Source organism: Pseudomonas sp. 9.2(2024) (genome assembly GCF_039695385.1).
Taxonomy (GTDB): domain Bacteria; phylum Pseudomonadota; class Gammaproteobacteria; order Pseudomonadales; family Pseudomonadaceae; genus Aquipseudomonas; species Aquipseudomonas paraglycinae.
Window position 1 is genome coordinate 4567308 of record NZ_CP155585.1, and the last position, 26720, is coordinate 4594027.

The 26720-nt window shown below is 63.1% G+C and carries 15 protein-coding genes; 8 read left to right on the forward strand and 7 right to left on the reverse strand.

The window, feature by feature from the left end; all coding sequences use genetic code 11:
* The first annotated feature begins 29 nt into the window (after positions 1–29).
* Genes ABFB52_RS20475 through ABFB52_RS20490 form a run of 4 tightly spaced genes read left to right on the forward strand, consistent with a single transcriptional unit; the run spans position 30 to position 3498 of the window.
* Positions 30–959, forward strand: coding sequence for a metal ABC transporter substrate-binding protein (locus ABFB52_RS20475; protein WP_064598220.1), 930 nt, complete (start codon positions 30–32; stop codon positions 957–959).
* Positions 956–1699 carry a metal ABC transporter ATP-binding protein gene (locus ABFB52_RS20480; RefSeq protein ID WP_129973789.1) on the forward strand — a complete coding sequence of 248 codons (744 nt, stop codon included), beginning with the start codon at positions 956–958 and terminating at the stop codon, positions 1697–1699. The genes ABFB52_RS20475 and ABFB52_RS20480 overlap by 4 nt, the downstream gene beginning before the upstream one ends.
* Positions 1699–2598 (forward strand): metal ABC transporter permease, encoded by a 900-nt coding sequence (locus ABFB52_RS20485; RefSeq protein WP_129973788.1) that lies wholly within the window; start codon positions 1699–1701, stop codon positions 2596–2598. Before ABFB52_RS20480 ends, ABFB52_RS20485 begins: the two co-directional genes overlap by 1 nt.
* Positions 2599–3498 carry a zinc ABC transporter substrate-binding protein gene (locus ABFB52_RS20490; protein WP_129973787.1) on the forward strand — a complete coding sequence of 300 codons (900 nt, stop codon included), beginning with the start codon at positions 2599–2601 and terminating at the stop codon, positions 3496–3498.
* A gap of 207 nt (positions 3499–3705) precedes the next feature.
* Here ABFB52_RS20490 and ABFB52_RS20495 read toward each other — a convergent pair whose 3' ends face one another.
* The 5 genes from ABFB52_RS20495 to ABFB52_RS20515 all read right to left on the reverse strand — a co-directional run bounded on the left by ABFB52_RS20495 (position 3706) and on the right by ABFB52_RS20515 (position 8164).
* Complete coding sequence (locus tag ABFB52_RS20495; RefSeq protein WP_007917715.1) at positions 3706–3930, reverse strand: MbtH family protein; 225 nt, start codon at positions 3928–3930, stop codon at positions 3706–3708.
* A gap of 83 nt (positions 3931–4013) precedes the next feature.
* A complete protein-coding gene (locus ABFB52_RS20500) occupies positions 4014–5426 on the reverse strand; it encodes an aspartate aminotransferase family protein (protein WP_102686433.1) in 1413 nt (470 codons plus the stop codon).
* Positions 5427–5568: 142 nt separating this feature from the next.
* Positions 5569–6054, reverse strand: coding sequence for a GNAT family N-acetyltransferase (locus ABFB52_RS20505; RefSeq protein WP_129973786.1), 486 nt, complete (start codon positions 6052–6054; stop codon positions 5569–5571).
* Between the two features lie 107 nt (positions 6055–6161).
* Positions 6162–7484 (reverse strand): ATP-binding protein, encoded by a 1323-nt coding sequence (locus ABFB52_RS20510; RefSeq protein ID WP_085744931.1) that lies wholly within the window; start codon positions 7482–7484, stop codon positions 6162–6164.
* Entirely contained in the window at positions 7484–8164 is a 681-nt protein-coding gene (locus tag ABFB52_RS20515; RefSeq protein ID WP_064378569.1) for a response regulator, read from the reverse strand. The genes ABFB52_RS20510 and ABFB52_RS20515 overlap by 1 nt, the downstream gene beginning before the upstream one ends.
* A 312-nt stretch (positions 8165–8476) precedes the next feature.
* On the opposite strand from ABFB52_RS20515, the gene ABFB52_RS20520 reads away from it, so the two are divergent.
* From ABFB52_RS20520 to dsbG, 4 genes are all read left to right on the forward strand, one after another.
* Complete coding sequence (locus tag ABFB52_RS20520) at positions 8477–9148, forward strand: hypothetical protein (RefSeq protein ID WP_085744932.1); 672 nt, start codon at positions 8477–8479, stop codon at positions 9146–9148.
* Positions 9149–9272: 124 nt separating this feature from the next.
* A complete protein-coding gene (gene dsbD / locus ABFB52_RS20525) occupies positions 9273–11003 on the forward strand; it encodes a protein-disulfide reductase DsbD (protein ID WP_129973785.1) in 1731 nt (576 codons plus the stop codon).
* Positions 11003–11875: a TlpA disulfide reductase family protein gene (locus ABFB52_RS20530; protein ID WP_064378572.1), complete on the forward strand. Its 873-nt coding sequence runs from the start codon at positions 11003–11005 to the stop codon at positions 11873–11875. Before dsbD ends, ABFB52_RS20530 begins: the two co-directional genes overlap by 1 nt.
* Positions 11851–12621 carry a thiol:disulfide interchange protein DsbG gene (gene dsbG / locus ABFB52_RS20535; protein ID WP_085744935.1) on the forward strand — a complete coding sequence of 257 codons (771 nt, stop codon included), beginning with the start codon at positions 11851–11853 and terminating at the stop codon, positions 12619–12621. The genes ABFB52_RS20530 and dsbG overlap by 25 nt, the downstream gene beginning before the upstream one ends.
* A gap of 32 nt (positions 12622–12653) precedes the next feature.
* On the opposite strand, the gene ABFB52_RS20540 is transcribed toward dsbG, so the two are convergent.
* Both ABFB52_RS20540 and ABFB52_RS20545 read right to left on the reverse strand, forming a co-directional pair.
* Positions 12654–13466 carry an alpha/beta fold hydrolase gene (locus ABFB52_RS20540; RefSeq protein WP_085744936.1) on the reverse strand — a complete coding sequence of 271 codons (813 nt, stop codon included), beginning with the start codon at positions 13464–13466 and terminating at the stop codon, positions 12654–12656.
* Between the two features lie 120 nt (positions 13467–13586).
* Positions 13587–26588, reverse strand: a complete 13002-nt coding sequence (locus tag ABFB52_RS20545) for a non-ribosomal peptide synthetase (RefSeq protein ID WP_129973784.1) — start codon at positions 26586–26588, stop codon at positions 13587–13589.
* Between the last annotated feature and the right edge of the window lie 132 nt (positions 26589–26720).

Below are 26720 nucleotides of genomic sequence, written 5' to 3' on the forward strand. Positions count from 1 at the left end.
GCCTTCATTCGAGAGAAGACCGCTTGCCCATGCCTAGTTCATCTCAACGCCGTCCTTTCCTGCGCCTGCTGCTGATCGGTCTGTGCGCCTGCCTGCTGAGCCCGCTGGCCAGCGCCGATCAGGCCAAGCGCCTGCGCATCGGCATCACACTGCATCCGTATTACAGCTATGTGGCGAACATCGTCGGCGACAAGGCCGAGGTCGTGCCACTGATTCCCGCCGGTTTCAACCCGCACGCCTACGAGCCGCGCGCCGAAGACATCAAGCGCATCAGCGGGCTGGACGTGATCGTGCTCAACGGCGTCGGCCATGACGACTTCGCCGACCGCATGATCGCCGCCAGCGAAACGCCGAACATCAAGACTATCGAAGCCAACGAAAACGTGCCGTTGCTGGCCGCCACCGGGGTTGCTGCGCGCGGCGCCGGCAAAGTGGTGAACCCGCACACGTTCCTGTCGATCAGTGCCTCGATTGCCCAGGTCAACAACATCGCCCGGGAACTGGGCAAGCTCGACCCGGATAACGCCAAGACCTACACCCAGAACGCCCGCGCCTACGGCAAACGCCTGCGGCAGATGCGCGCCGACGCCCTGGCCAAACTGACCCAGGCGCCGAACGCCGAACTGCGAGTAGCCACGGTGCACGCCGCTTATGACTACCTGCTGCGCGAATTCGGTCTGGAAGTCACCGCCGTGGTCGAGCCGGCCCACGGCATCGAGCCGAGCCCGAGCCAGTTGAAGAAAACCATCGATCAATTGCGGGAGTTGGACGTGAAGGTGATCTTCTCCGAGATGGATTTCCCGTCCACCTACGTCGAAACCATCCAGCGCGAATCCGGAGTGAAGCTGTACCCGCTGTCACACATTTCCTACGGCGAATACACCGCCGACAAGTACGAAAAAGAAATGACCGGCAACCTCAACACCGTGGTTCGGGCGATTCAGGAGTCCGGCGCATGACGGCTCAGGAAAACCTTTCAATCAGACATAGCGGCCCGACCCTGGATTTCGCCGACGTCAGCCTGACCCTCGGCCGCACGACGATCCTCGACAAAGTCACCTTCCAGGTGCAGCCCGGCAGCGTGCATGCGCTGGTCGGCCCCAACGGCGGCGGCAAGAGTTCGCTGATCAAGACCCTGCTCGGGCAGATGCCGCATCACGGCCGGCTCAGTCTGCAATGGCCCGGCGAACCCGGCACCATCGGTTACGTGCCGCAGGCGCTGGAATTCGATCGGGGTCTGCCGATGACCGTCGATGATTTTATGGCCGCCATGTGTCAGCGTCGCCCGGCCTTCCTCGGCTTGAGCAAACGCTACGCCGGCGCTATCGGTGATGCGCTGGAGCGAGTCGGCATGCAGGACAAGCGCAAGCGCCGGATGGGCGCACTATCCGGTGGTGAACGCCAGCGGGTTCTGCTCGCTCAAGGCCTGATTCCGGCCCCGCAATTGCTGGTGCTGGACGAACCGATGTCGGCCCTCGACGAAGCCGGGATTCAGGTCTTCGAGCGATTGCTCGGCGACTGGCGTGCGGCAGGCATCACGGTGCTGTGGATCGAGCACGATCTGGAAGCGGTCGGGCGCCTGGCCAATCGCGTCACCGGCCTCAACCGCCGCGTGCTGTTCGACGCCTCGCCGCAACAGGCCCTGACCCCGGAACGCCTGCTGACCCTGTTCTCGACCCATCCACGGAGCGCTGCCTGATGAGTTACGAAGCCTTTCGTTTGATGGTGCAAGCCTGGGCCTCCTCCGGTTACTTGCCGGAAGCCCTGGCCTACGGGTTTGTGGTCAATGCGCTGCTGGCCGGTCTGTTGATCGGCCCGGTACTGGGTGGCCTCGGCACGCTGGTGGTGGTCAAGCGCTTCGCGTTTTTCTCCGAAGCAGTCGGTCACGCGGCGTTGACCGGCGTGGCCATCGGCATTCTGCTCGGCGAGCCCTACACCGGGCCGTACGGCAGCCTGTTCGGTTACTGCCTGCTGTTCGGCATTTTGCTCAACTACCTGCGCAACCGCACCGGTCTGGCACCCGACACATTGATTGGCGTGTTCCTGTCGGTGTCCCTCGCTTTGGGCGCCAGCCTGCTGCTGATTCTGGCGGGCAAGATCAACGTGCACATTCTGGAAAACGTGCTGTTCGGCTCGGTGCTGACCGTCAACGGCAACGACCTGCTGGTGCTGGCGATTGTCGGCTCGCTGGTGATGGCGCTGGCCCTGCCGCTGTACAACCGGATCATGCTCGCCAGCTTCAATCCGCAACTGGCGGCGGTGCGCGGCGTCGCGGTGAAGACCCTGGATTACCTGTTCGTGATTCTGGTGACGCTTATCACCGTCGCCGCAGTGAAAGTCATCGGTGCGATTCTGGTCGGTGCGCTGCTGGTGATTCCGGCGGCGGCAGCACGTCTGCTCAGCCAGTCGCTCAAAGGCTTTTTCTGGTGTTCGGTGCTGATTGCCACGATCAGCACGCTGTGCGGGATTCTCGCGCCGATCGTGTTCGACCTGCCGATTCCGTCCGGCGCCGCGATCATCCTGGTCGCCGGTATCGCCTTCGCCCTCGCCGCGATTGCCCGGGGCGTCGTCCCCAGTCTGAAAGGGAACCTTGGATAAATGGCTTTTTCATTACGAAAACTGACTCTGGCCATCGCCTTCAGTGGCGCGGTTTCCAGCCCTCTGCTGGCTGCCGAGAAACCGTTGCGTGTGCTGGCCTCGTTGCCCATCACTTATGGTCTGGGTGAAGTCCTGCTCAAGGGCACCGACATCAGCCTCGAACGTGCGGCGCCAGCGAATCTGCCGGGCAGCCGCCAGACCGCCTATTTCACCGGTCGCGGCGCCCCGGCGCTGAGCAAACTGGCCACTGGCGCCGATGCCGTGATCGGCGTGCGCTCGCTGTGGGCCGATGATCCGCTGTATCCGATCGCCCGCCGCAGCAACATCCGCATCGTCGAAGTCGACGCCGCCCGCCCTGTGGACGGCGCCCTGCCCGGCATTGCCGTACAACCGGGGCTCAAGGTCGACGGTTTGAACAGCCAGCCGTGGCTGGCGAGCAACAACATGGGTCGCATGGCCGACGTGATGGCGGCAGACTTGGTGCGCCTGGTACCGAAGGACAAACCGAAGATCGAGGCCAATCTGGCGGCACTGAAACAGCGCCTGCTGAAACTTAGTGCCGACAGCGAGGCGCGTCTGGCCAGTGCCGACAACCTGAGCGTGATGAGCCTGAGCGATCACTTCGGTTACCTGATCGGCAGCCTCAATCTGGAATTGATCGGACAGGATGCCCGCGCGGATGCCGAATGGACGCCGGAGGATCTGAAAAAACTCACCGCCACCCTGAAAGACAATGACGTGGCAGTGGTGCTGCACCATCGGCAGCCGTCGGACGCGGTGAAAGCGGCGATTGCCGAATCGGGCAGTCATCTGCTGGTGCTGAGCACCGATGCAGCGGATCCGGTGGCAGAGCTGGAAGGCAATGTGGATGTGCTGCTCAAGGGCCTGAGCGGCGCCTAAGGCCAGTTGCCCCCCGTTGATCGTTCCCACGCTACGCGTGGGAATGCAGCCCGGGACGCTCCGCGTCCCTTGCGAAGCGGACGCGGAGCGTCCAATGAGGCATTCCCACGCAGAGCGTGGGAACGATCACCGTCTGGGTGGGAACGATCGACATGAAAAAACCCGCTGACCGTTCCCGGTTCAGCGGGTTTCTTTTTGCCTGAAGACTTACTGTGCAGCCGCTTGCGCTTCCATCTTCTGGCGCAGGCTCAGCGGACGCATGTCGGTCCAGACTTCTTCGATGTAGGCCAGGCATTCCTTTTTCAGGCCACTCTTGCCGACGGTGCGCCAGCCTTCCGGCACGGCCTTGTAGTCCGGCCAGATCGAGTACTGCTCTTCGTGGTTGACCACGACTTGAAAGAGGATGTCCTCGCGGTCGAATACTGACGTCATGCTGTGTCTCCATCGCTGTAAGGGTGGGCTGCACGACGGGTGCAGCCGGGTATGTAGAAAGAACGTTCGACGCGGCGAAAAATTTACAGGCCGGCGGTCGCGGCGCTCAACGCACGGCCAAAGATCTCGGCGACGCGATCGATTTCGGCGGCGGTGATCACCAGCGGCGGCAGGAATCGCACCACCGCACCATGCCGACCGCCCAGCTCCAGAATCAGCCCGCGCTTGAGGCATTCGCGCTGAACCAGCGGCGCCAGACGCGCAAACGCCGGTGGATGGCCCAGTGCGTCCGGCGTGCCGTTCGGATCGACCAGTTCGACACCGAGCATCAGGCCACGACCGCGAATGTCGCCCAGCTGCGGGAAGTCACGCTGCAGGATGTGCAGATGCTCGCTCAGGCGTTCGCCCATGGCGGCGGCGTGTTCGCAGACCTTGTGCTCGACCAGATAACGCATCACGGCAGAGCCGGCGGCCATCGCCATCTGGTTGCCACGGAAGGTACCGGCGTGGGCGCCCGGCTGCCAGGTGTCGAGCCAGTCGCGATAAACCACCACCGCCAGCGGCAGGCTGCCGCCGATGGCTTTGGACAGCACCACCACGTCCGGGGTGATGCCGGCGTGTTCGAAGGCAAACATCTTGCCGGTACGGGCGAAACCGCTCTGGATTTCGTCGATGATCAACGCTACGCCAACCTTCTCGGTGATGCGGCGCAGACCGCGTAGCCACTCGATGTCCGCCGGGATCACACCGCCCTCGCCCTGCACCGCTTCAACGATGACTGCGGCCGGCAACTGCACGCCGGCCTCGGGATCATTGAGCAGGTTTTCCAGGTAACTCAGGTTGGCCTTCACACCCGCCGCGCCACCGAGGCCGAACGGGCAGCGGTAGTCGTACGGGAACGGCATGAATTGCACGCCGGTGCTGAGCAATGCGCCCAACGGTTTCTTCGGACCGAGGCTGCCCATCAGACTCAAGGCGCCCTGGCTCATGCCGTGGTAACCGCCGGAAAACGACAGTACGGTGCTGCGCCCGGTGGCGGTGCGCACCAGTTTCAGCGCAGCTTCCACGGCGTCGGTGCCGGTCGGGCCGCAGAACTGGATTTTCGCTTCCTTGGCCAATGCTGGAGGCAGCAGGCCGAACAGGTCCTGAACGAATTGGTCTTTCACCGGCGTGGTCAAGTCCAGGGTGTGCAGCGGCAGCTCATCGGCCAGCACCTGCTGGATCGCCTCGATCACCACCGGGTGGTTATGCCCCAGCGCCAGAGTGCCGGCACCGGCCAGGCAATCGATGAAGGTACGGCCTTCGACGTCTTCGACGTACAGGCCCTTGGCGCGCTTCAGTGCCAGCGGAATTCGGCGCGGGTAGCTGCGGGCATTGGATTCCTGCTGGCTCTGCCGGGCCAGCAACGGTGATTCATTGAACTGATACAGCGTTTCAGCCGGCGCGGAGGCGATCCGGGCCGACGACTCTTCGATAAGGCTGGTGGCGACTGACATCTCTCGACCCCTCAATACGCTATGGATAGTGACCAAAACTGCACACCGGGCAGGTGCGCGTTCCGGTCGCGGGGCGCACATGCAGGTTTTCCTGTTCTGGAAACGCACCAGCGTGTCGAGGATTTACACCCTTGATCGAATGTCAGGCCGACAATGCCAGCGGCTTGTGCATCGGCAGGCTCAAAACGCCGTGATGCGTGGAGGCAGGCGCCGCTTCGCGATACCCCAGGCGCCGGTAGAACGCCTCGCCGGTTCGCGTGCTGGAGAGCGTGACGCAAGGCCGGCCGCGAATCCTCAGCCAACCCTCGAGATCGCCCACCAGCGCGCGGCCCGCGCCCCGGCGAAACCACTCCGGCTGCACATGACAAAACGTGATCTCGCCATTGGCGGCGGCCATGCCGACCCCGACCGGCTTATCGTGAAGAAGCGCGATATTCAGATAGAGATGCGGATCGGCGAGCCAGCCGCTGATGTGTTCCGCCGATTGTCGGCGAACCCAGCGGTCGACCAGTTGGGGATCGTTGCGATGATCGAGCGCGCAACCGACACGAATAGAGCGCTCGAGAATCCGGCTGATGATGCCGGCGTCGGCGGGTGTGGCGGGACAGATGTGGATGGGTGCTTCCATGGCGCTGTTTCCCTCAATCCATTGAGTCAAAGGCTGGGGCGACAATAACGTCGCGGCCGGCGGATGACTAATGGAGAGAGGTTACATTTGATGTGCCTGGCAACCTTTCAGACCGGTTGCAGCGGCATCGTCAGCTCGACCCGCAAACCATCCGGGCGGCTGTCGAAATGCAGGGTGCAGGCGCAACGTTGAACGATGGCCTGGACAATCGCCAGCCCCAGTCCGCAGCCGGTGCTCTGGCCGTTGCGCCAGAAGCGCTGGGTCAGATGTTGCAGATCGTCCGGGGCAATGCCCGGCCCGTGATCGCGCACTACGAAACGCACACGATTGGCGATGGTTTCCAGGCTCAACTCCACCGCACCGTCGGTCGGCGTGTGGCGCAGGGCGTTGTCCAACAGATTACGCAGAGCCGCGATCGACAGCACCGCCGGCATTTGCAGGGGCGCATCGGACAATCGCTCAGGCAGGTGCAGCTTGATGCGCTGGCGCTGGTCACTGGCCGAATCCTGAATCGCCAGTTTCGCCACCTGTTCGGCGCTGCACTGCACACCGTCGTCGAACGACAGACTGCCCTCGACCCGCGCCAGCAACAGCAATTGCTCAAGGGTCCGGTGCAGGCGGTCGGCGCCCTCCTCGGCCCGGGCCAGGGACTGATCGCGGGCACTGCCTTCGGTCATGCGCGCCACTTGCAGGTGGGTCTTGATCGCCGTCAGCGGGCTGCGCAGTTCATGGGCGGCATCGCCGGTCAGGCGACGTTCGCGTTCGATGGTCTTGCCGATGCGCTGGAACAACTGATTCTGGGTTTCGAGCAGCGGTTTCAATTCGCTGGGGAATGACTGCAACTGCAAAGGTTCGAGCGAATCCGCGTTGCGACGCATCAAGGCTTCACGCAAGCGATTGAGCGGCGCCAGGCCCTGACCGATCCCCAGCCACAACAGGCACAGGCAGCCGAGCAGCGCCACGCCCACCGGCACCGAGGCCGCCAGCAGGATCGACATGTTCAGGGCTTCGCGCTCGATGACCCGGTCGGCAGTGGTAATTCGCACATCGCCCCGAGCCAGGGTGAAGCTGCGCCAAGGCGCGCCATCGATCATCTGATCGTGAAAACCCATTTTCTGCGCTTCCAGCGCCTGTTCCGGATTGTTGTGGCTGCGGGCAAGAATTTCCCCGCGCAACGAGCTGACCTGACAGGCCATGCCGCCGGGAATGTTCAGTTGCTCGGCGCTGAAGTGAGTGCCTTCGCCTTTGCTCGGGATGGCCGGCAATTGTTCCAGCAATCCGGCGACCATCCGCGCCGACGCCACCAGGCGCTGGTCGAGGGAAAACATCATCTGGTTGCGCAGGTCGCTGAGCATCCAGGCGGCCGCCAGGGCCCAGATCAGCGCGAACGCAGCGCCGAGAGTCAGGCTCAGACGCAGGCGCAGACTCATCACTTGTCAGTTTCTCCGCCATCGGCCGGGCCCAGGCGATAACCCAGACCGCGCACGGTTTCGACGATGCCCTTGCCCAGTTTGCTGCGCAGGTGATGGATGTGCACGTTGAGCGCATTGCTCTCCAGTTCATCGTTGAAACCGTAGACGCTGTCCTTCAACTGCTCGGTGGACAGCACCCGGCCACGGTTGTGCAGCAAGGCTTGCAGCAGGGATTGTTCACGACGGGACAGGTCCACCGGACGGCCCGCCAGCGTGGTTTCACGACTGCTCGGGTCGTAGGTCAGCGCACCGTGTTCGATCAGGTTGACACTGCGCCCGGCTACCCGGCGCAGCAGGGTTTGCAGACGCGCGAACAATTCGCGCAGATCGAAAGGCTTAAGCAGATAGTCATCGGCACCGGACTGCAAACCGTCGACACGGTCGGTGACCGAGTCCCGCGCGGTAAGGATCAGTACCGGAATCTCCAGGCCCTGCTGGCGCAGTTGCTGCAGCAGTTTGAGGCCATCTTCGTCCGGCAGGCCGAGATCGAGCACCATCACGTCGAACTCGGCAACCTTGAGAATCGCCCGCGCCTTGGAGGCGGTGTTGACGTGCTCGACCGTCAGGCCTTGCGCCGTCAGCCCGGCGACGATCCCGCTGGCGATCAACTCATCGTCTTCGCAAACCAGTACGTGCATGGGAGCTCCATGAGAAAAAACGCGATTCAAGCAGGAGAGGATTAAGCGGCAATTATGGACACTGCCCGCGCCAAGGAAAAGCATGATCCCGATGTATACGACTGCGGGCAATGGTTTTCTCAATAGCGATTATCGCGATGACAACTAAAAACCAACAGACAATAACTTATCAAGTTCAAAGCGACACAAATGGCAATCACATAATCAGTGCGCAAAAGTTATTTATCACGTTAACCTTCAACTGCAGAACATACAAACACCACACTTACTACAACACCGAACAACCAATTATCTATTCCAAGGAACTATCAAATGTCCAAACTCAACAACTTTGTTGCTATCGACTGGCGCTCCGGCCCTGACCGGATTTACTTTTTCTTCAAAGATACTGAAACCTTTTCCTGCTACAACAATGGCGACGAAGAAGTACCCGGCGAATATCCAAAACCGATCAAGGGGCACTGGGAAGGGTTCGATGCCTATGCCAAGCATCTGCGGTTCGGCTTCACCCAGACCCAGGCGGGCGACAAGGATATTGTCTGGTTATTCTTTTACAATGGTGATCGCCCGATGGTTTGCGCCTATAACCAGGACACCGGAAAGGCTGATGCCTTTTACAATCTTTCCAACTCCCTGTGGACGCCGATCCTGCCCTACTTCGACAGAATCGTTGCCGGTACTTGGCTGGAAGCCATCGGGTACAAAAATCTGTTTCGCTTCTTGTTGAATGACGGGACCCACTTGACGCTGGATACTGTAACGCGAAAAGTAAATCACCATCCAACAGCAGTACTGCCCGGACTTGAACTTTATAAAGATCGCCTTGTTACCGCGGCTCAGATTGATCCGACCTTTAGCGACAACCTCTGGTATATCTTCCTGACCAATGACCAGTTCGTGGTTTACAACATGCAGAAAGGCCGAGTCGAGGGTGGTGTGCACAACGTGAGCGGTACATTCGCCGGGCTGACACGGGGTCTCTGACTCCATCATTCGTTTGCAATACTGCAGCGTCTCGCAGGTTTGACGCATGGATATACCCGGTTAATCACCGGTTAATCGCCGCCGCCCATTGTGCCCCTCAATTGCACAGGGACAAGGCTCCTCCATGCGTCATTTTTTTCTATTGTTTGCACTGTTGATTTCGAGTCTGGCTCAGGCAGGGAATGATCCCTTTGCGTCAAAACCGGAGTTCCTGCCGGTCGACAAGGCATTCGTACTGACCTCTGAGCGTCTGGATTCCGGTGAGACCCAGCTGTTCTGGCAAATCGCCGACGGTTATTACCTGTACCAGAAGCGTCTGAAGTTCGATGGGCTGGCGACACAAAACGTCCCGGCCCTGCCGGAGGGCGAGTCCCACAGCGACGAGTATTTCGGCGAACAGCCGGTTTATCGTCAGGGTCTGGAACTGAAGATTCCCGCAGCCGCCACGGGCCAGATAAAGGTCAGCTATCAGGGCTGCGCCGACGCCGGCCTTTGCTATCCGCCACAAACCCGAGTGATCGACCTCGGCGGCAAAGCCGCAGCAACGACAGATGAAGCGCCGGATCAGGCACTGGCCAGCGGTCTGCAACAGCACTCGCTGGGCTGGAGTCTGCTGGTGTTCTTCGGCCTCGGTCTGCTGCTGGCCTTTGCTCCATGCTCATTGCCGATGCTGCCGATTCTGGCCGGCATGGTAGTCGGCAGCGGCGCCACGCCGCGTCGCGGTTTCGCGCTGGCCGGCAGTTATGTGGTTTGCATGGCGCTGGTGTATGCGGCGATGGGCGTCATCGCTGCGCTGCTGGGGGCCAACCTGCAGGCGTGGTTGCAGAACCCGTGGCTGCTGGGGACGTTCGCGGCCGTGTTTGTGGTTCTGGCGCTGCCGATGTTCGGCTTCTTCGAGCTGCAATTGCCGGTGGCCCTGCGGGATCGACTGGAACATGCCTCGCGCAGTCAGCGCGGTGGCAGTCTGGTCGGCGCGGGCGTACTGGGCGCGTTGTCCGGTCTGCTGGTCGGCCCATGCATGACCGCACCGCTGGCGGGCGCCCTGCTTTACATCGCGCAAAGTGGCAACGCGCTGCACGGCGGTCTGATTCTGTTTGCGCTCGGGATTGGCATCGGCGTGCCGCTATTGTTGCTGGTAACCATCGGCAATCGCTTCCTGCCCAAACCCGGCGCGTGGATGAACCTGCTCAAGGGCGTGTTCGGTTTCCTGTTCCTCGCCACCGCGCTGCTGATGCTGCGTCCGGTGCTGGATCCGTCGCTGTGGCTGGGTCTGTGCGGCGCGCTGCTATTGATCGCCGCTTACAGTGCCTGGAAACAGTCAGAAGGCTTCGGTCGCGTGGCGCAGTTGTTCGGTGCCGGTTCGCTGTTACTGGGCTTGTGGGGCAGTCTGTTGCTGGTCGGTGCGGCGGGTGGCAGTGACGATCCGTATCAGCCGTTGCAGGTGTACAGCGCCGGCCGTGTCGGATCTGCGGCGCCCAGCGGCCACGAAGCCTTCACGACGATCAAGGATCCGGGCGCCCTGCAACGCGAGCTCGACACCGCCAAAGCGCAGGGCCAGTGGGTGCTGCTCGATTACTACGCCGACTGGTGCACGTCGTGCAAAGTCATGGAGAAACAGGTGTTCGGCCAGGCGCGGGTGATGCAGGCCCTGAGCGATGTGCGCTTGCTCCGACTCGACGTGACCGCCGACAATGCCGCCAGCCGCGAACTGCTCGGCCGTTATAAAGTGCCGGGGCCACCGAGTTTCGTGTGGATCGGCGCCGACGGCGAAGAGCGCCGCAGCCAGCGCATCACCGGCGAGGTCGATGCCGATACTTTCCTGCAACGCTGGACCACCACCCGAGACGCCCGTTAATGCTGACCTTCACCCTCGGCACCTTTGCCATCGCACTCAACCACCTGCTGCTGATCAGCGCGCTGGCGCTGGCGACCTTCGTCGGCTGGCGGGTGGCCAAGCGCGGCGGTGACAACCCCGAGTCGGCGCTGTTCAGCCTGTTTCTGCTCGGCATGCTGGCGGCGCGCATGGCGTTTGTCGCCATGTACTGGGGGCACTATCGCAACGATCTCTGGCAGATCATCGACTTGCGCGACGGCGGTTTTCTCGCCTGGCCGGGGGTGATCGTGCTGTTGCTGGCGGCGCTGTATCGCGGCTGGCGCCGGCCGGGTTTGCGTCGACCGCTGGGCTTCGGCGTGGTCAGCGGCGTGGCGTTCTGGGTGCTGGCGACCCTGTCGCTGAACATCTACGAGCAAGGCACACGCCTGCCGGACATCACCCTGCGCAACGCCGCCGGGGAAACCGTGAAACTCACCGACTATCAGGGCGGGCCGCTGGTGATCAATCTGTGGGCCACCTGGTGCCCGCCGTGCCGACGGGAAATGCCGGTGCTGGAAAACGCCCAGCAACAACGCCCGGACCTGACGTTCCTGTTCGTCAACCAGGCCGAAAGCATGCAAAGCGTTGCGACTTTTCTCGAAACCCAGGGCCTGAGCCTGAACAACGTGCTGTTCGACCGCAGCGGACGTCTCGGCCAGGCCGTGGGCTCCATGGCCCTGCCGACTACCCTGTTCTATAGCCCGGACGGTCGCCTGCTGGGCAGCCATCTGGGCGAGTTGTCGAACGCCAGCCTGGCCCGCGCCCTGGAAAACTTCGATACCCCGGCTTCCAGTCCGAACCCGGCCACCTCTTCTTCAAGGAAACTGCCATGCCCCGCCTCCGCCACCTGCTGACACTGACCATGAGCGCAGCCCTGCTGCACTTGCCGTCGGTCCAGGCCGCCGAAGAACTGCCTGAAGCGATCAAGAAGATCGAAGCCAAGGGCGCGAAAATCGTCGGCCAGTTCGACGCGCCGGACGGCTTGCGCGGTTACGCCGCGCAATACCAGAACCGCGGCATGGCGCTGTACCTGACGCCGGACGGCAAGCATGTGCTGCTGGGTAATCTGTACGACGCCGACGGCAATGACCTGAGCAGCGCGCCGCTGCAAAAACTGGTCTACGCGCCGATGGCCAAGGAAGTTTGGGCCAAGTTCGAAGCAAGCAACTGGATTCAGGACGGCAACAAGGATGCGCCGCGCACGGTGTACCTGTTCAGCGACCCGAACTGCCCGTACTGCAACATGTTCTGGGAACAGGCCCGTCCATGGGTCAAGGCCGGCAAGGTGCAGTTGCGGCACATCATGGTCGGCATCATCCGCGAAGACAGCCCGGCCAAATCCGCCGCCCTGCTCGCCGCCAAAGACCCGAGCAAAGCCCTGGAAGATCACGAGAAGGCCGGCAAGGCCAGCACCCTCAAGGCTTTGAAGGACATTCCGGTTACCGTGCAGACCAAACTCGCGGCGAACATGCAGTTGATGGAAGACCTGGACTTGCAGGCCACCCCGGCGATCTTCTACATGGACGACAAGGGCGAACTGCAACAACAGCAAGGCGCGCCGACGCCGGACAAACTGGCGAAGATTCTCGGCCCGAAATAAAAAAACGCCCACGCAATGCGTGGGCGTTTTCGTTACTTCAGCTCTGCCAGAAACTTCAGCAGCGTGTCGGTCACGAACGACGGATTCTCCAGATTGGAGATATGCCCCGCCTCCGGCACCAGCACACACGGACAGCCAATCAGCTCAGCCATTTCCCGTGCTTCCGACGGCGGGCGTGGCTTGTCCTGATCGCCACAGACCACCAGCGTGGTGGCCGCATTCAGCTCGCCCAGACGCGGCAACAGATCGTCACGGCCAAAAGTGATGCGCCCCATCGGCACGATGCTCTCGCGCAGGCGTTCGGCGGAATAGCCGGCGAGTTTGGCGCGGAAATCCTGATACAGCGCCGACTCTCGATCAATGTCCGGGCGGAAAAAGATCGGCACCACGATATCCAGCAGTTGCTCGGAGATCCCGCCGCTTTCCTCGATCTGTTTGAACAGCGAGAAATAGTACTGGCGAGTCGGCTCCGGCTCGACGCCTACGTAAGTGTCCATCAGCACCAGACCGTTGAGCCGCTGCGGCGCCGACAACGCCAGACGCACGCCCCACATGCCGCCGACCGACAGCCCGACCAGTGTCACCCGATCGATGTCCAGATGATCGAGCAAGGCCAGTGCCTGACGGGCGATGTCGTCCAGCGAAGCGGTGCCTTCAGGCAAGCGACCGGATTCGCCGTGCCCCCACAGATCCAGTGCAATCACCCGATAGTGCGCCGATAGCGCTGCGATCTGCGGTGCCCACATGGCCTGATCCCACAGGTAGCTGCCGGCCAGCAACACCGCCGGGCCTGTGCCTTGATCAATGTAGTGAAGCGCCTGTCCGTCAACTTCGAAGAAAGCCATCGATCACCCCCGCGACAAAAAAGAGAACCGGCAGACTGGGCTGCCGGTTCGGGATCGTCAACTATACAAACGTACATCCATGTACCGGTTGATAAATGTTGAGTTCACTGACTCTGAAGACTACAAGCCTTCCAGCTCTGCCATCAGGTCATTGAGCCGATCAACCTTCTCCTCGGTAATGTCGCTGGCCGCCAGCCCTTCGATGTACCCGGCCAGTTCCTCCACCGTGCTGCATTCGAACATCGCCCGCAGCGGAACGTCCCGTTGCAGGGCTTTCTGCACCCGCGAGGCGATCTGCGTGGCGAGCAGCGAATGGCCGCCGAGTTCGAAGAAGTTGTCGCGTACCCCGACCTTCTCGACCTTCAGCACCTCGGCCCAGATATCGGCCAGGGTCTGTTCCAGCTCGCTGCGCGGCGCCAGGTAATCCTGGCTTTGCAACTGGCCGATCTCCAGCACCGGCAAAGCCTTGCGGTCCAGTTTGCCGTTGGCGTTGAGCGGCAACCGGTCGAGCCACAACCAGTGCAGCGGCACCATGTATTCCGGCAGTTCGGCGCGCAGGCGCTGCTTGATCCGCTCCAGCCGTTCGCTCTGATTCAGTGCGGAATCTGCGGCCACCAGGTAGCCCACCAGATGCTTGCCGTTGACGCCTTCCTGCACGCCGACCGCGCCATCGCGAACTTCCGGCTGCTCGTGCAGACGCGCCTCGATTTCACCCAGCTCGATCCGGTAACCGCGAATTTTCACCTGATGGTCGACCCGGCCGACGTACTCCAGCACCCCGTCACTGCGGCGGCGCGCCAGGTCACCGGTGCGGTACAAACGCTCACCCGGCGCACCGAATGGATTCGGCACAAACACCGGCGCGGTGCGCAGCGGATCGCTGACATAACCACGGCCGACACCGGTGCCGGCGACGCACAACTCACCCACCGCACCCAACGGCACCAGATCCAGCGCGCCATCGAGCAGGTACAGCAAGTTGTTGTCGGTCGGCGTACCGATCGGCAGGTAACTGCCGCGAGTCGAGGCCAGGTCGACGCGGAAGAACGCCACATCGTCCGAGCACTCCGCCGGGCCATAGGCGTTGACCAGACCGATCTCCGGATAACGCAGCAGCCACTGGTGCGCCAGTTCCGGCGGCATCGCTTCACCGGTTGGCAGCATCCAGCGCAGACCGTCGAGGCTCAGGCGATCCGAAGCGAGCATGCCCTGAATCAGCGACGGCACGCTCTCCAGCACGGTGATGCCCTGCTGCTGCACATGCACCAGCAAGCCTTGCGGATCGTGGGCGATGGTGTTCGGCACGATGTCCACCCGCGCACCGAACAGCGGCGCGGCGAGGAACTGCCAGACCGAAATGTCGAAGCTTTGCGAAGCGGTCTGGGCGATCACATCGGCGTCACTCAGGTTCAGATACGGCACCTTGCTCAACTGGTTGTTGAGCATGCCGCGCTGCTCGACCATCACGCCTTTCGGCAACCCGGTGGAGCCCGAGGTGTAGATCACGTAGGCCAGATTGTCCGGGCCACTGAAGATGCCCGGATTCGCCGACGACACCGCGCCGGCCTGAACCTCTTCCCACACCAGCAAGCGTGGACGGTTGGCGCAGCTGAATTCATCCAGCAAGGTCGTCGCCTGTTCACGGCAAGCCTTGGTGCACACAAGCACCGGCGTGCGGCTGAGTTCAATGATGCGTTGCAGACGCTGGCTCGGCAGGCCCGGATCCAGCGGCAGGTAACCGGCACCGGCCTTGAAGCTGCCGATGATCATGCCCAGCAGATCGAGGTTACGTTCGCCCAGCAGCGCCACCGGTTGATCCATCTGCACCCCGGCTGCGACCAGTGCATGGCCGAGACGGTTGGCGTTCTGGTTCAGCTCGGCGTAGCTCAGTTGCTGATCGAGGCAACTGGCGGCAATGCGTTGCAGATGTTGCGCGACCTGCGCTTCGAACAGCTCGACGTAGCTCTGTTCCAGCGGATAGTCGTGCTCACTCTGGTTGCAGCCGTGGAGCAAGAAGTCCTGTTCCTCGAGGCCCAACAGCGGCAGGTCGGCCATATCGCCATGGAAGCCGTCGACCAGTGCCAGCAACAGACGCTTGAACTCGCCGAGCATGCGCTCGATGGTCGATTCGTCGAAGTAACGCTGGTCGTAAGACAGGTGCAGACCGAGGTCGTCGCCCGGATAGCAAACCGCCGTCAGCGGGAAGTTGGTGTGGGTACGGCCCGAGTCCGAGGTCGCGTTGAGGCTCTGCGCGCGGTCCAGCACCGAGACTTCCACCGGGGCGTTTTCGAACACGAACAGGCTGTCGAACAGCGGCTGGCCTTTCGGCAGTTCGCTTTGTTCCTGGATGTTCACCAGCGGCAGGTATTCGTACTCGCGCAGTTGCATGTTGCTGTCGAGCAGACCGCTCAGCCACTGACGCACGCTGGCGCGCTGATCGTCCGCCGGGATCTGCACCCGCAGCGCGATGCTGTTGATGAACAGGCCGACGGTGCGCTGCATCTCCGGCATCTCCACCGGGCGCCCGGCCACGGTCACGCCGAACAGCACGTCGCGATCACCGCTCATGCGGCGCAGCACCAGTGCCCACGCCGCCTGGGCGAAGGTGTTGATGGTCAGTTGATGGGCCTGGGCCAGTTCACGCAGACGGGCGCCGTCCTCGACATTCAGTCGCGTGTAGCGGTCGCCGACGATCATGCCGCCGCTTTCGCCGGCGTGTTCACGCAGAAACGGACGGTCGCTCGGGATCGGCGTGGTGCGCTCGAAGCCTTGCAGGTTCTGCTGCCACCACTGACGCGCTTCGGCCAGGCTCTGGCGTTGCAGCCAGCCGATGTAATCGCGGTAGCGCGGCGGCATTGCCAGTTGCGCTTCGCGACCTTCGCCGAGGGCGGTGTAGATCTCGAAGAAATCGTTCATCAGCAGCGAACGGCACCATGCATCGATCAGGATGTGGTGGTTGCTCATCATGAACCAGTAACGCGCCGCGCCGACCTTGATCAGGCGCAGGTGGAACGGTGCCTGATTGAGCAGATCGAACCCGGCTTCGCGCTCGGCCTTGAGCAGCGCTTGCAGTTTCGGCTCTTGCTCGGCGTCAGCGATGGCGCTCCAGTCCAGATACTCGATCGGCGTGCGCCCCGGTGTGTGGATCACTTGCAGCATGTCTTCGCCGACGTTCCAGCAGAACGACGCACGCAACGCTTCATGACGGGCGACTACTGCTTGCCACGCCTGGGCGAAACGTTCGGGGTCAAGTTCGCTGTTGATGCGGTAGCGATCCTGCATGTAGTACAGACCGGTGCCCGGTTCGAGCAAGGTGTGCAACAGCATGCCTTCTTGCATCGGCGTCAGCGGGTACACGTCTTCGATGTGCGCCGCCGGTACCGGCAGTGCGTCGAGTTGGGCCTGGGTCAATTTTGCCAGCGGGAAGTCCGACGGCGTCAGGCCACCGGCCTCGTCCTGCAGGCAATGTTCGATCAGGCTCTGCAACTCGCCGACGTAGGCATCGGCCAGCTCGTTGATGGTCTGCGCGTCGTAGCGTTCGGCGCTGAAGGTCCAGCGCAGCAGCAACTCACCGCCGTACACCTGACTGTCGACGCTCAACTCGTTCGGCAGCGGTGCGTGCGGATCGTGGGCAGCGCCGACCGACTCATCCAGCGGACGGAACAGCGCATCGCTGCCGAAGCTCTGGTCGAACTGGCCGAGGTAGTTGAAGGTGATCGGTGCGTTCGGCAACGCCGTCATGCTCTGACGGCTGGCATCATCGGCGAGATAACGCAGCACGCCATAGCCCAGACCTTTGTGCGGCACGGCGCGCAGTTGTTCCTTGATCGCCTTGATCGAAGCGCCCTGCCCGGCAGCCTCTTCGATGTTGTGTGGGGTCAGGCGCAGCGGATAGGCGCTGGTGAACCAGCCGACGGTGCGGGTCAGGTCGATCTCGTCGAACAGGGTCTCGCGGCCGTGGCCTTCCAGTTGAATCAGCGCCGAGGGCTGACCACTCCAGCGGCACAGCACGCGGGCCAGCGCAGTCAGCAGCAGATCGTTGACCTGCGTGCGATAGGCGCTCGGTGCCTGTTGCAGCAGTTGCCTGGTGCGTTCGGCATCCAGACGCACGCTGACGGTTTGCGCATGACGATTCTCGCGACCGCCCTCAGGACGTTCGCACGGCAAATCGGCAGTCGGACCGGCCAGTTGCGCTTGCCACCAGCTCAGTTCTTCACGCAGGGATTCGCTGCCGGCGTAAGCCTGCAAACGCGCCGCCCAGTCCTTGAAGGCGCTGGTTTTCGCCGGCAGTTTCACCGACTGATCGGCGTCGAGCTGGCGATACACGGTTTGCAGATCGTCGAGCAGAACCCGCCACGACACACCGTCGACCACCAAGTGATGGATCGCGATGAACAGCCGTTGCTGAGCGTCCGGCCCATCGACCAAAACTGCGCGCAGCAGCGGACCTTGGGCAAGGTCGAGACTGCGCTGGGCATCCGCGAACAGCGCGGCGCACTTGTCCATCGACGGCACGCGAACCTGCCACAGCACGTCGGCATCGGTGACCGGTTGATGGGTCGCTTGCCATACGCCGTTGACCTCGCTGAAGCGCAGACGCAGGGCATCGTGCTGCTCGATCACCGCCAACAGCGCTTGCTCCAGACGGTGCGGTTCCAGCGCAACCGTCGGCTCCAGCAGCAACGCCTGGTTCCAGTGCTGACGCTCGGGAATCTCGGTGCCGAAGAACCAGTGCTGGATCGGTGTCAGACGCGATTCGCCCGTCACCAGACCTTGCTCGGCGGTCACGGTTTCACTGCGGCTGGCAACGGCGGCCAAGGTCTGCACAGTCTGATGCTGGAACAGGTCACGCGGGCTGAAGTGAATGCCTTGCTGACGCGCACGGCTGACCACTTGAATCGACAGGATCGAGTCGCCGCCCAGTTCGAAGAAGTTGTCGTTGAGGCCGACCTGCTCGACGTTGAGCACTTCGCACCAGATCTGCGCCAGGGTCTGCTCCAGCTCGTTGCTTGGCGCCACGTAATCCTGGCGATTGAGCTCCGGATCCGGCGCCGGCAAGGCGCGGCGGTCGAGCTTGCCGTTGGCGGTCAGCGGCATGCTCGCCAACAGTATCAGGTGGGTCGGCACCATGTAGTCCGGCAGTTGCGTCTTCAGGTGCGCCTTCAGCGCTTCGCGCAGTTCGGCCTGCTCGGCTTCGCTTCGCGAAGCGACCTCGGTCACGAGATAGCCGACCAGTTGCTTGCCGCTCGGCACATCCAGCGCCAGCACCACCGCTTCGCGGATCGAATCGTGATCGAGCAGGCGGGTTTCGATCTCGCCCAGTTCAATCCGGAAACCGCGGATCTTCACCTGATGGTCGATCCGCCCCAGATACTCCACCAAGCCATCGGCGCGCTGGCGCACCAGGTCGCCGGTGCGGTACATGCGCCCGCCATCGGCGGCAAACGGGTCGGCGACGAAACGTTCGGCAGTGATGCCCGCACGCTCGTGATACCCCATCGCCAGACCGGCACCGCCGACGAACAACTCACCCGTCGCACCTTGCGGCACCAGCGCCAGATCGGCGTCGAGAATGTAGGCCACGCGATCACCGATCACGCTGCCGATCGGCACACTGCCGGCGCCCTCTTCCAGCACTTCCGGCGCAAGACTGGCCAGCGGCATGACCACGGTTTCGGTCGGGCCGTAGGCGTTGAAGAACAGGCTCGGTTTGAACGCCGCGCGAATTCGCTGCAGGTGCTCGCCGGTCAGCGCCTCGCCACCGGTGATGATCATGCGTACCGGCAGAGTGTCGTTTTGCGTCGCAAGGAACTGCGCCAACTGGCTGCCGTAGCTCGGGGTGAAGCCGAGAATATTGATCCGATGTTCGCGGATCAGGCCGCAGATTTCTTCCGCGTCCCACTGACCCTGCGCACGCAGCACCACCTGCGCGCCGCTGAGCAGCGGCACCAGCAGACGTTCGGTGGCGGCGTCGAAGTTGATCGAATAGAAATGCAGTTCGCAGTCGTCCGGACGCATGCCGAAGCGCTCGATCACCGCCTGGCAGTGCATGGCGATTTCACCGTGGGAGACCACCACGCCTTTCGGCTTGCCGGTGGAACCCGAGGTGTAGATCAGGTACGCCTGATGCTGCGGCAGGCTGATAAATGGCAGCTCGGTAGCCGGGTAATCGGCCAGCGCGGCGCTGTCATCTTCCAGGCACCAGCGCGCCACGTTCGGCGGCAGTTCGCCGAGGGCCTTGAACATCGCGCGGTCGCTGAGCAGCAGGCCGACGCCGCTGTCTTCGATCATGTAATGCAGGCGGTCGAGCGGGTATTCCGGGTCCAGCGGCACATAGGCGCCACCGGCCTTGAGGATCGCCAGCAGGCCGACGACCATTTCCAGCGAACGCTCCAGCGCCAGACCGACCCGCACTTGCGGGCCGACACCGCGTTCACGCAGGGCCCAGGCCAGACGGTTGGCGCGGGCGTCGAGTTCGGCGTAGCTCAGGGTCTGCCCGGCGAAGGTCAGGGCCGGCGCATCTTTGCGCGCCAGTGCCTGCTCGGCGAACAGGTGATGAATGCACTGGTCGAGACGACGCTCGCCCGGCTCGACGCCAAGGCTGTCGAGCAATTGCTGTTGCTCAGGTGCATCGAGCAGCGGCAGCTCGCTGAGGCGTTGCTGCGGGTTGGCGATCAACGCTTCCAGCAGGTTGCGCCAATGTCTGGCCATGCGCGCGATGGTCGGTTCATCGAACAAGTCAGTGCTGTAGGTCAGGCAGCAACCGAGGCGATGGTCGAGGTCGGTGACTTCCAGGTTGAGGTCGAACTTGGTCGCCCGCGCATCGTTGGCCAGGTACTCGACGGTCATGCCGGCGAGCATGCGGCTCTGCTGGAATTCCCAGCGCTGCACGTTGCACATCACCTGGAACAACGGGTTGTAGGCGGCACTGCGCGGTGGTTGCAGCGCTTCAACCAGATGATCGAACGGCAGATCCTGATGGGATTGACCTTCGATCACGGTGTGGCGCACTTGCTCGAACAACTCGCCGACCGACATCTGGCCGTCGAGCTGGCAACGCAGCACCTGGGTGTTGAGGAACGCACCGATCAGGCCTTCGCTTTCCGGGCGGATACGGTTGGCCACCGGCGCGCCGATCCGCAGATCGGTCTGGCCGCTGTAGCGGTAAAGCAAGGTCGCAAGGGCGGCGGTCATGGTCATGAACAGGGTCAGACCGTTCTGCGCGTTGAACGCCCGAACCCGTGCGGCGAGATCATCGCTGAGGTCGAAACGGAACAGCTCACCCTGATGACTTTGCACCGGCGGACGCGGCCGGTCGCCCGGCAGTTCCAACAGCGGGTGTTCGCGGCCCAGTTGCGCGGTCCAGTAGTCGAGCTGACGCTGCCGCTCGCCGGACTCCAGCCAGTGGCGCTGCCACACGCTGTAGTCGAGATACTGCACCGGCAGCGGTTGCAGCGGCGATTCGCGGTCATCGACGAACGCTTCGTACAGTGCGCTGAGCTCACGGGCGAAGATGTCCATCGCCCAGCCTTCGGTGACGATGTGGTGCAGGGTCAGAACGAAGTAATGCTCCTGCTCGGCGGTCTTGACCAGACAGGCGCGCAGCAGCGGGCCGGTTTCCAGATCGAACGGCAGGTGCGCTTCATCGTCGGCCAGTTGCTGAACTTTCTGCTCGCGCACATCGGCGGCGAGCTTCGAGAAATCCTTCCAGTCCATGCGCACGCCGGTTTCGGCATGCACCTGCTGACGGGCCACGCCGTCGATGCTCGGGAACGTGGTGCGCAGGGTTTCGTGACGCAGGATCAGCGCTTGCAGCGCCGCTTCGAAACGCCCGACATCCAGCACGCCACGCAGGCGCGCCATGCCGCCGACGTTGTACGCCGGGCTGTCCGGTTCCATCTGCCAGAGGAACCACATGCGCTGCTGGGAATAGGACAGCGGCACCGGTTTGCTGCGATCAACCTTGTCGATCGGCGGCTGTTTGTTGGTGCGGCCGCTGGCCTGGATCTGGCGGATCTGCTCGGCGAAATCACCCAGTTCGCTGTGCTCGAACAAGGCACGCAGCGGCAGCTCGACGTCGCAGGCCTGGCGGGTGCGGGAGATGATTTGCGTGGCCAGCAGCGAGTGACCGCCGAGGGCGAAGAAGTCGTCGCGCAGGCCGATCTGTTTCAGGCCCAGCACTTCGCGCCAGATCGCAGCGATCTGCTGTTCCAGCTCGGTGACCGGCTCGACGTGTTCGCGCACCTGCCATTGCGGCTCGGGCAAGGCGCGGCGGTCGAGTTTGCCGCTCGGGCTCAGGGGCATTGCGTCCAGGCGCATCAGTTGCGCCGGGACCATGTATTCCGGCAGCTCGGCAGCCAGTGCGGTTTTCAGGCGAGCGATTTGCCCATCCTGATTTTCACTGGTGTCGGTGGCGGTGAAGTAGCCGATCAGTTGCGGGCCGGCGACGGTTTCACGCACCAGCACGGCGGCCTGCGCCACGCCGTCCTGAGCCAGCAGACGCGCTTCGATTTCTTCCGGTTCGACGCGGAAGCCACGCAGTTTGACCTGCTGATCGAGACGGCCGAGGTATTCGATCACGCCATCATTTGTCCAGCGTGCGCGGTCACCGGTGCGGTACAGACGCGCGCCCTGCTCGCCCAGCGGATCGACCACGAAACGTTCGGCGGTCAGCGCCGGACGGCCGAGGTAACCACGGGCCAGGCCGATGCCGCTGATGCACAGTTCACCCGGCACACCCGCCGGCACTGGATTGAGATCGCTGTCGAGTACCCGGCAGACCACGTTGCCCAGCGGGCGGCCAATCGGCGAACGCTCGCCATCCGCCACGGTGCAATGCCAGTGAGTGACGTTGATCGCGGTTTCGGTCGGGCCATAACGGTTGTGCAGTTGCACCGCCGGCAGTTGCGCCAGCACGCGGTTGCGCAGCTCTGCCGGCAGCGCTTCACCGCCGGAGAACACGCGGCGCAGGCTGGTGCATTCGGCACTCAACGGTTCGTCGATGAACAGCGAAAGCAGCGGCGGCACGAAGTGCAGCGTGGTCACGCCGTATTGCTGAACCAGTTGCGCGATGCGATGCGGATCGCGGTGTTCACCGGGGCCGGCGATCAGCAGGCGCGCGCCAGTGATCAGCGGCCAGAAGCACTCCCACACCGACACGTCGAAACTGATCGGCGCCTTTTGCATCAGCACGTCGGTGTCGTTCAGGCGATAAGTGTTTTGCATCCACTGCAGACGTTCGGCCAACGCCGCGTGAGTGTTGCCCACGCCTTTCGGCTGGCCGGTGGAGCCGGAGGTGTAAATCACGTAGGCGAGGTTGTCGCCGTGCAGGTGCAGACCCGGTGCCTGGCTCGGCCAGTTTTCCAGGTGCAGGGTGTCCATGGCGATCACGCTGACACCTTCGCTGGCCGGCAAGCGGTCGAGCAATGACGTCTGGGTCAGCAGCAGTTCGACGCCGCTGTCGCTGAGCATGTAGGCCAGACGATCGGCCGGGTAATCCGGGTCCAGCGGCACGTAGGCGCCACCGGCCTTGATGATCGCCAGCAGGCCGATCAGCAGTTGCGGCGAACGCTCGGCGGCGATGGCCACGCACACGTCCGGGCCGACGCCTTTGTCGCGCAGGTAGTGGGCGAGTCGGTTGGCCTGGGCGTGCAGTTCGGCGAAATCGAGGCTGCCGCCGTCCCATATCAGGGCGGTGCGATCAGGGGTTTGCCGGGCTTGTTCGTTGAGCAGTTCCGGCAACCATTGTTGCGCCGGGGTGCACGGGGCGATGCTCCATTCGCTTTGCTGAGTATGTTCGGCGGCGGTCAGCAATTGCAGATCGCCGATAGTTTGTTCCGGACGTTCGCAAACTGCTCGCAGCAGGTTGCTGAAATGCTCGGCGAGGCGCTCGATAGTCGCGGCGTCGAACAACTCATCGGCGTAGTCGAAGGACAGCGTCAGGCGACCGTTGCGGTCTTCTTCACTGTGCAGTTGCAGATCGAACTTGGCCTCACGGCTGTGCCACGGCAGTTCTTCGGCCAGCAGGCCCGGCAGACGTTTTAGCGCACTCAGGTCGCGCTGCTGGTGGTTGAACATGACCTGAAACAGGCCCTGCTCGCGCGCCTGTGGGAAGGCTTCCAGCAGTTGTTCGAATGGCAGATCCTGATTCGTCTGGGCGCCGAGTGCAGCTTGTCGGGTTTGCGCCAGCAATTCGGTGAACGGCAGACGCGAATCGACGTCGGCGCGCAGCACCTGGGTGTTGATGAAGAAGCCGATCAGGCCCTGGGTTTCCAGGCGCGGACGGTTGGCGTTGGGTACGCCGATGCGGATGTCGCGCTGGCCGCTGTAACGATGCAGCAGGCTCTGGAACGCCGAGAGCAGCAGCATGAACGGCGTGGATTGATAAGCCTGTGCCGTCTGGCGGATCGCGTCGCTAAGGCTGATCCCCAGACGAACGCTGTGGCGTGCGGCGCTGTGAATTTGTTTGGCAGAACGCGGATGGTCAGTCGCCAGTTCCAGGGTCGGATGCTCGTCGCCCAACTGCGCCTTCCAGTACGCCAGTTGCCGTTCGCCCTCGCCTTGCGCCAGCCATTGGCGCTGCCAGCTGCCGTAGTCGGCGTATTGGGTTGGCAGCGGCGCGAGTTCGGCGCGCTGGCCTTGGGAAGCGGCGGCGTAAAGGCGCGAGAACTCGTCGATCAAAACGTTCAGCGACCAGCCGTCGGCAATGATGTGGTGCAGGGTCACCAGCAACTGGTGATCTTCGTCGTCGAGGCGAACCAGCGTTACCCACAGCAGCGGACCTTTCTCCAGATCGAACTGGGTGCGGGCTTCGTCTTCGCGGATCTGTTGTGCGCGGGCTTCACGTTCGCTGGCCGGCAGGTCGCTGATGTCGATCAGTTGCAGATTGAATTCGCCCGCCGCTTCGACCTGTTGCAGGGCCACGCCATCGCGCTCGAAGAAGCGCGTACGCAGGGATTCATGGCGCTCGATCAGTTGCTGGAAACTGGCGCGCAGGGCGTCTTCGTCCAGTTCGCCACGCAAGCGCAGGGCACCGGGGATGTTGTAGGCGCTGCTCTGCGGATCGAGCTGCCAGGTGATCCACAGTCGGTTTTGCGCCAGCGATTGCGGCAAGGCTTCGTTGCGCGACAGTGCGGTGATTTCGCCTTGGGCGCTGCCGCCGTCCTGTTGCTGCTGTGCCACGGCTGCGGCGAACGCGGACAGGGTCGGTGCTTCGAACAGCAGGCGCAGGCTCAGCTCCAGGCTCAGTTCTTCGCGGACCTTGGCGATCACCTGGGCGGCGGCGATCGAGTTGCCGCCGAGCAGGAAGAAGTGATCGTCGGCGTTGACCTGTTTGACGTTGAGTTGCTCGGCCCAGATCTTGCCGATCAGGGCTTCCAGTTCGGAGGCGGACGCGGTCGACTCATGAGCGGTTTCAGCGGTGGCCGACGGGAACACCGCGTAGCTGTCGAGGCTGCCGTCGGCCAGACGATTGCGGCAGGCCGAACGCTGCAACTTGCCGCTGGAAGTTTTCGGCAACGCGCCCGGATTGAGCAGCACCACCACGCTCGGTGCTTCCTGATACGCCTCGGCCACGGCCTGACGGATGGCTTTGATCAGTGCTTCAGGCGGGAGGATTTTCTGCACGCTGCGGCTGATTTCCGCCGCAATGCCGATGCCTTCTTCGCCATTCTGATTGACCGCGAACGCGGCGACGCGCCCCTTGCGCACCACCTCAACTTCGTTCTCGACCGTCTTCTCGAGATCCTGCGGGTAGAGATTGTGACCGCGCACGATCAGCATGTCTTTCAGGCGACCGGTGATGAACAGTTCACCGTCGCGGATGAAACCCAGGTCACCGGTGCGCAGCCAGGTCTGGCCGGCATGCTGGACGAAAGTCTTGGCGCTGGCCTCGGGGTTGCGCCAGTAGCCGAGGGCGATGCTCGGGCCGGTAGCCCAGACTTCACCGACGGCATTGTCGGCCAGTTCTTCAAGGGTGTTCGGCTCGACGATCAGCACCGCGTGCTCTGGCTGGCTGATGCCGCAGCTCATGATCGGACTGCCCTCGCCCGGCTCGGCGCGGTTCTGTGCCAGGGCCTGATCATCGACGCGCAGTGCAGGAATACCTTTGCCGCGCGGTGTGCCGGCGACGAACAGGGTCGCCTCGGCCAGACCGTAGGACGCCATGAAACTGCTTTCGCTGAAACCGCACGCGGTGAATTTCTCGGCGAAGCGTTCGAGGGTGTCGAGACGGATCGGCTCGGAGCCGGAATAGGCCACACGCCAGCGGCTCAGGTCGAGACGTTCCAGCGCCGATTCGCTGACCCGCTCGCTGCACAGACGATAGGCAAAGTCTGGCCCACCGCTGATGGTGCCGCCGTACTGGCTGATCGCTTCAAGCCAGCGCAACGGCCGGCCGAGGAAGTACGCCGGCGACATCAGGATGCACGGCACACCGCTGAAGATCGGTTGCAGCAGGCCGCCGATCAGACCCATGTCGTGGTACAGCGGCAACCAGCTGACGATCACGTCGTCCGGGTTCACGTCGATGCCGAAGCCGTGGCGGATCAACAGTTCGTTGGCCACCAGGTTGCCGTGGCTGACCTGCACGCCCTTGGGCAGCGCGGTCGAGCCGGACGTGTATTGCAGGAAGGCGATGTGGTCTTGCGGCAAGGTTGGTTCGACCCAGCGCTCGGCCAGCGCAGCGTCGAGGGTGTCGACGCACAGCAGCGGTGGCGCGCCTTCGATTTGCTGCAGGGCGTCGCGCAGGTCGGCGCTGGTCAGCAGCAGACGCGGCTCGGCGTCGGCGATGATCGACAGCAGGCGTTCCTGATGGTGACGCTTGGCCGATTCCGGCGGATAAGCCGGCACCGCGATCACGCCCGCGTACAGGCAACCGAAGAACGCCGCGACATAATCCGGTCCGCTCGGGAACAGCAATACCGCGCGATCACCGAATCCGGCCTCGGCCTGCAATGCGGCTGCAATGGTGCGCGCACGTTGATCCAGCTCGCGATAACTGAGCACCACAGCCTGCGCCTCGGTTTCAGCGAGAAAGCGCAAGGCCAGCCGATCCGGCGTCATGGCCGCGCGGCGCTGGAGGGCTTGAACCAGGGTGCTGGGGAGTTCGAACGCGTCGGTCATGAGGTTTCCTGCCTGAATTCGGCTTGCTGGTGGAATCGGGTTGGCTGCGGCATGCCCGTGCAAGGCATGCGGGACACGGTCTTTGCCGACCGTGCAAGGCATTGGAATGCGGTAGGTCCGGGGCTGCGTACC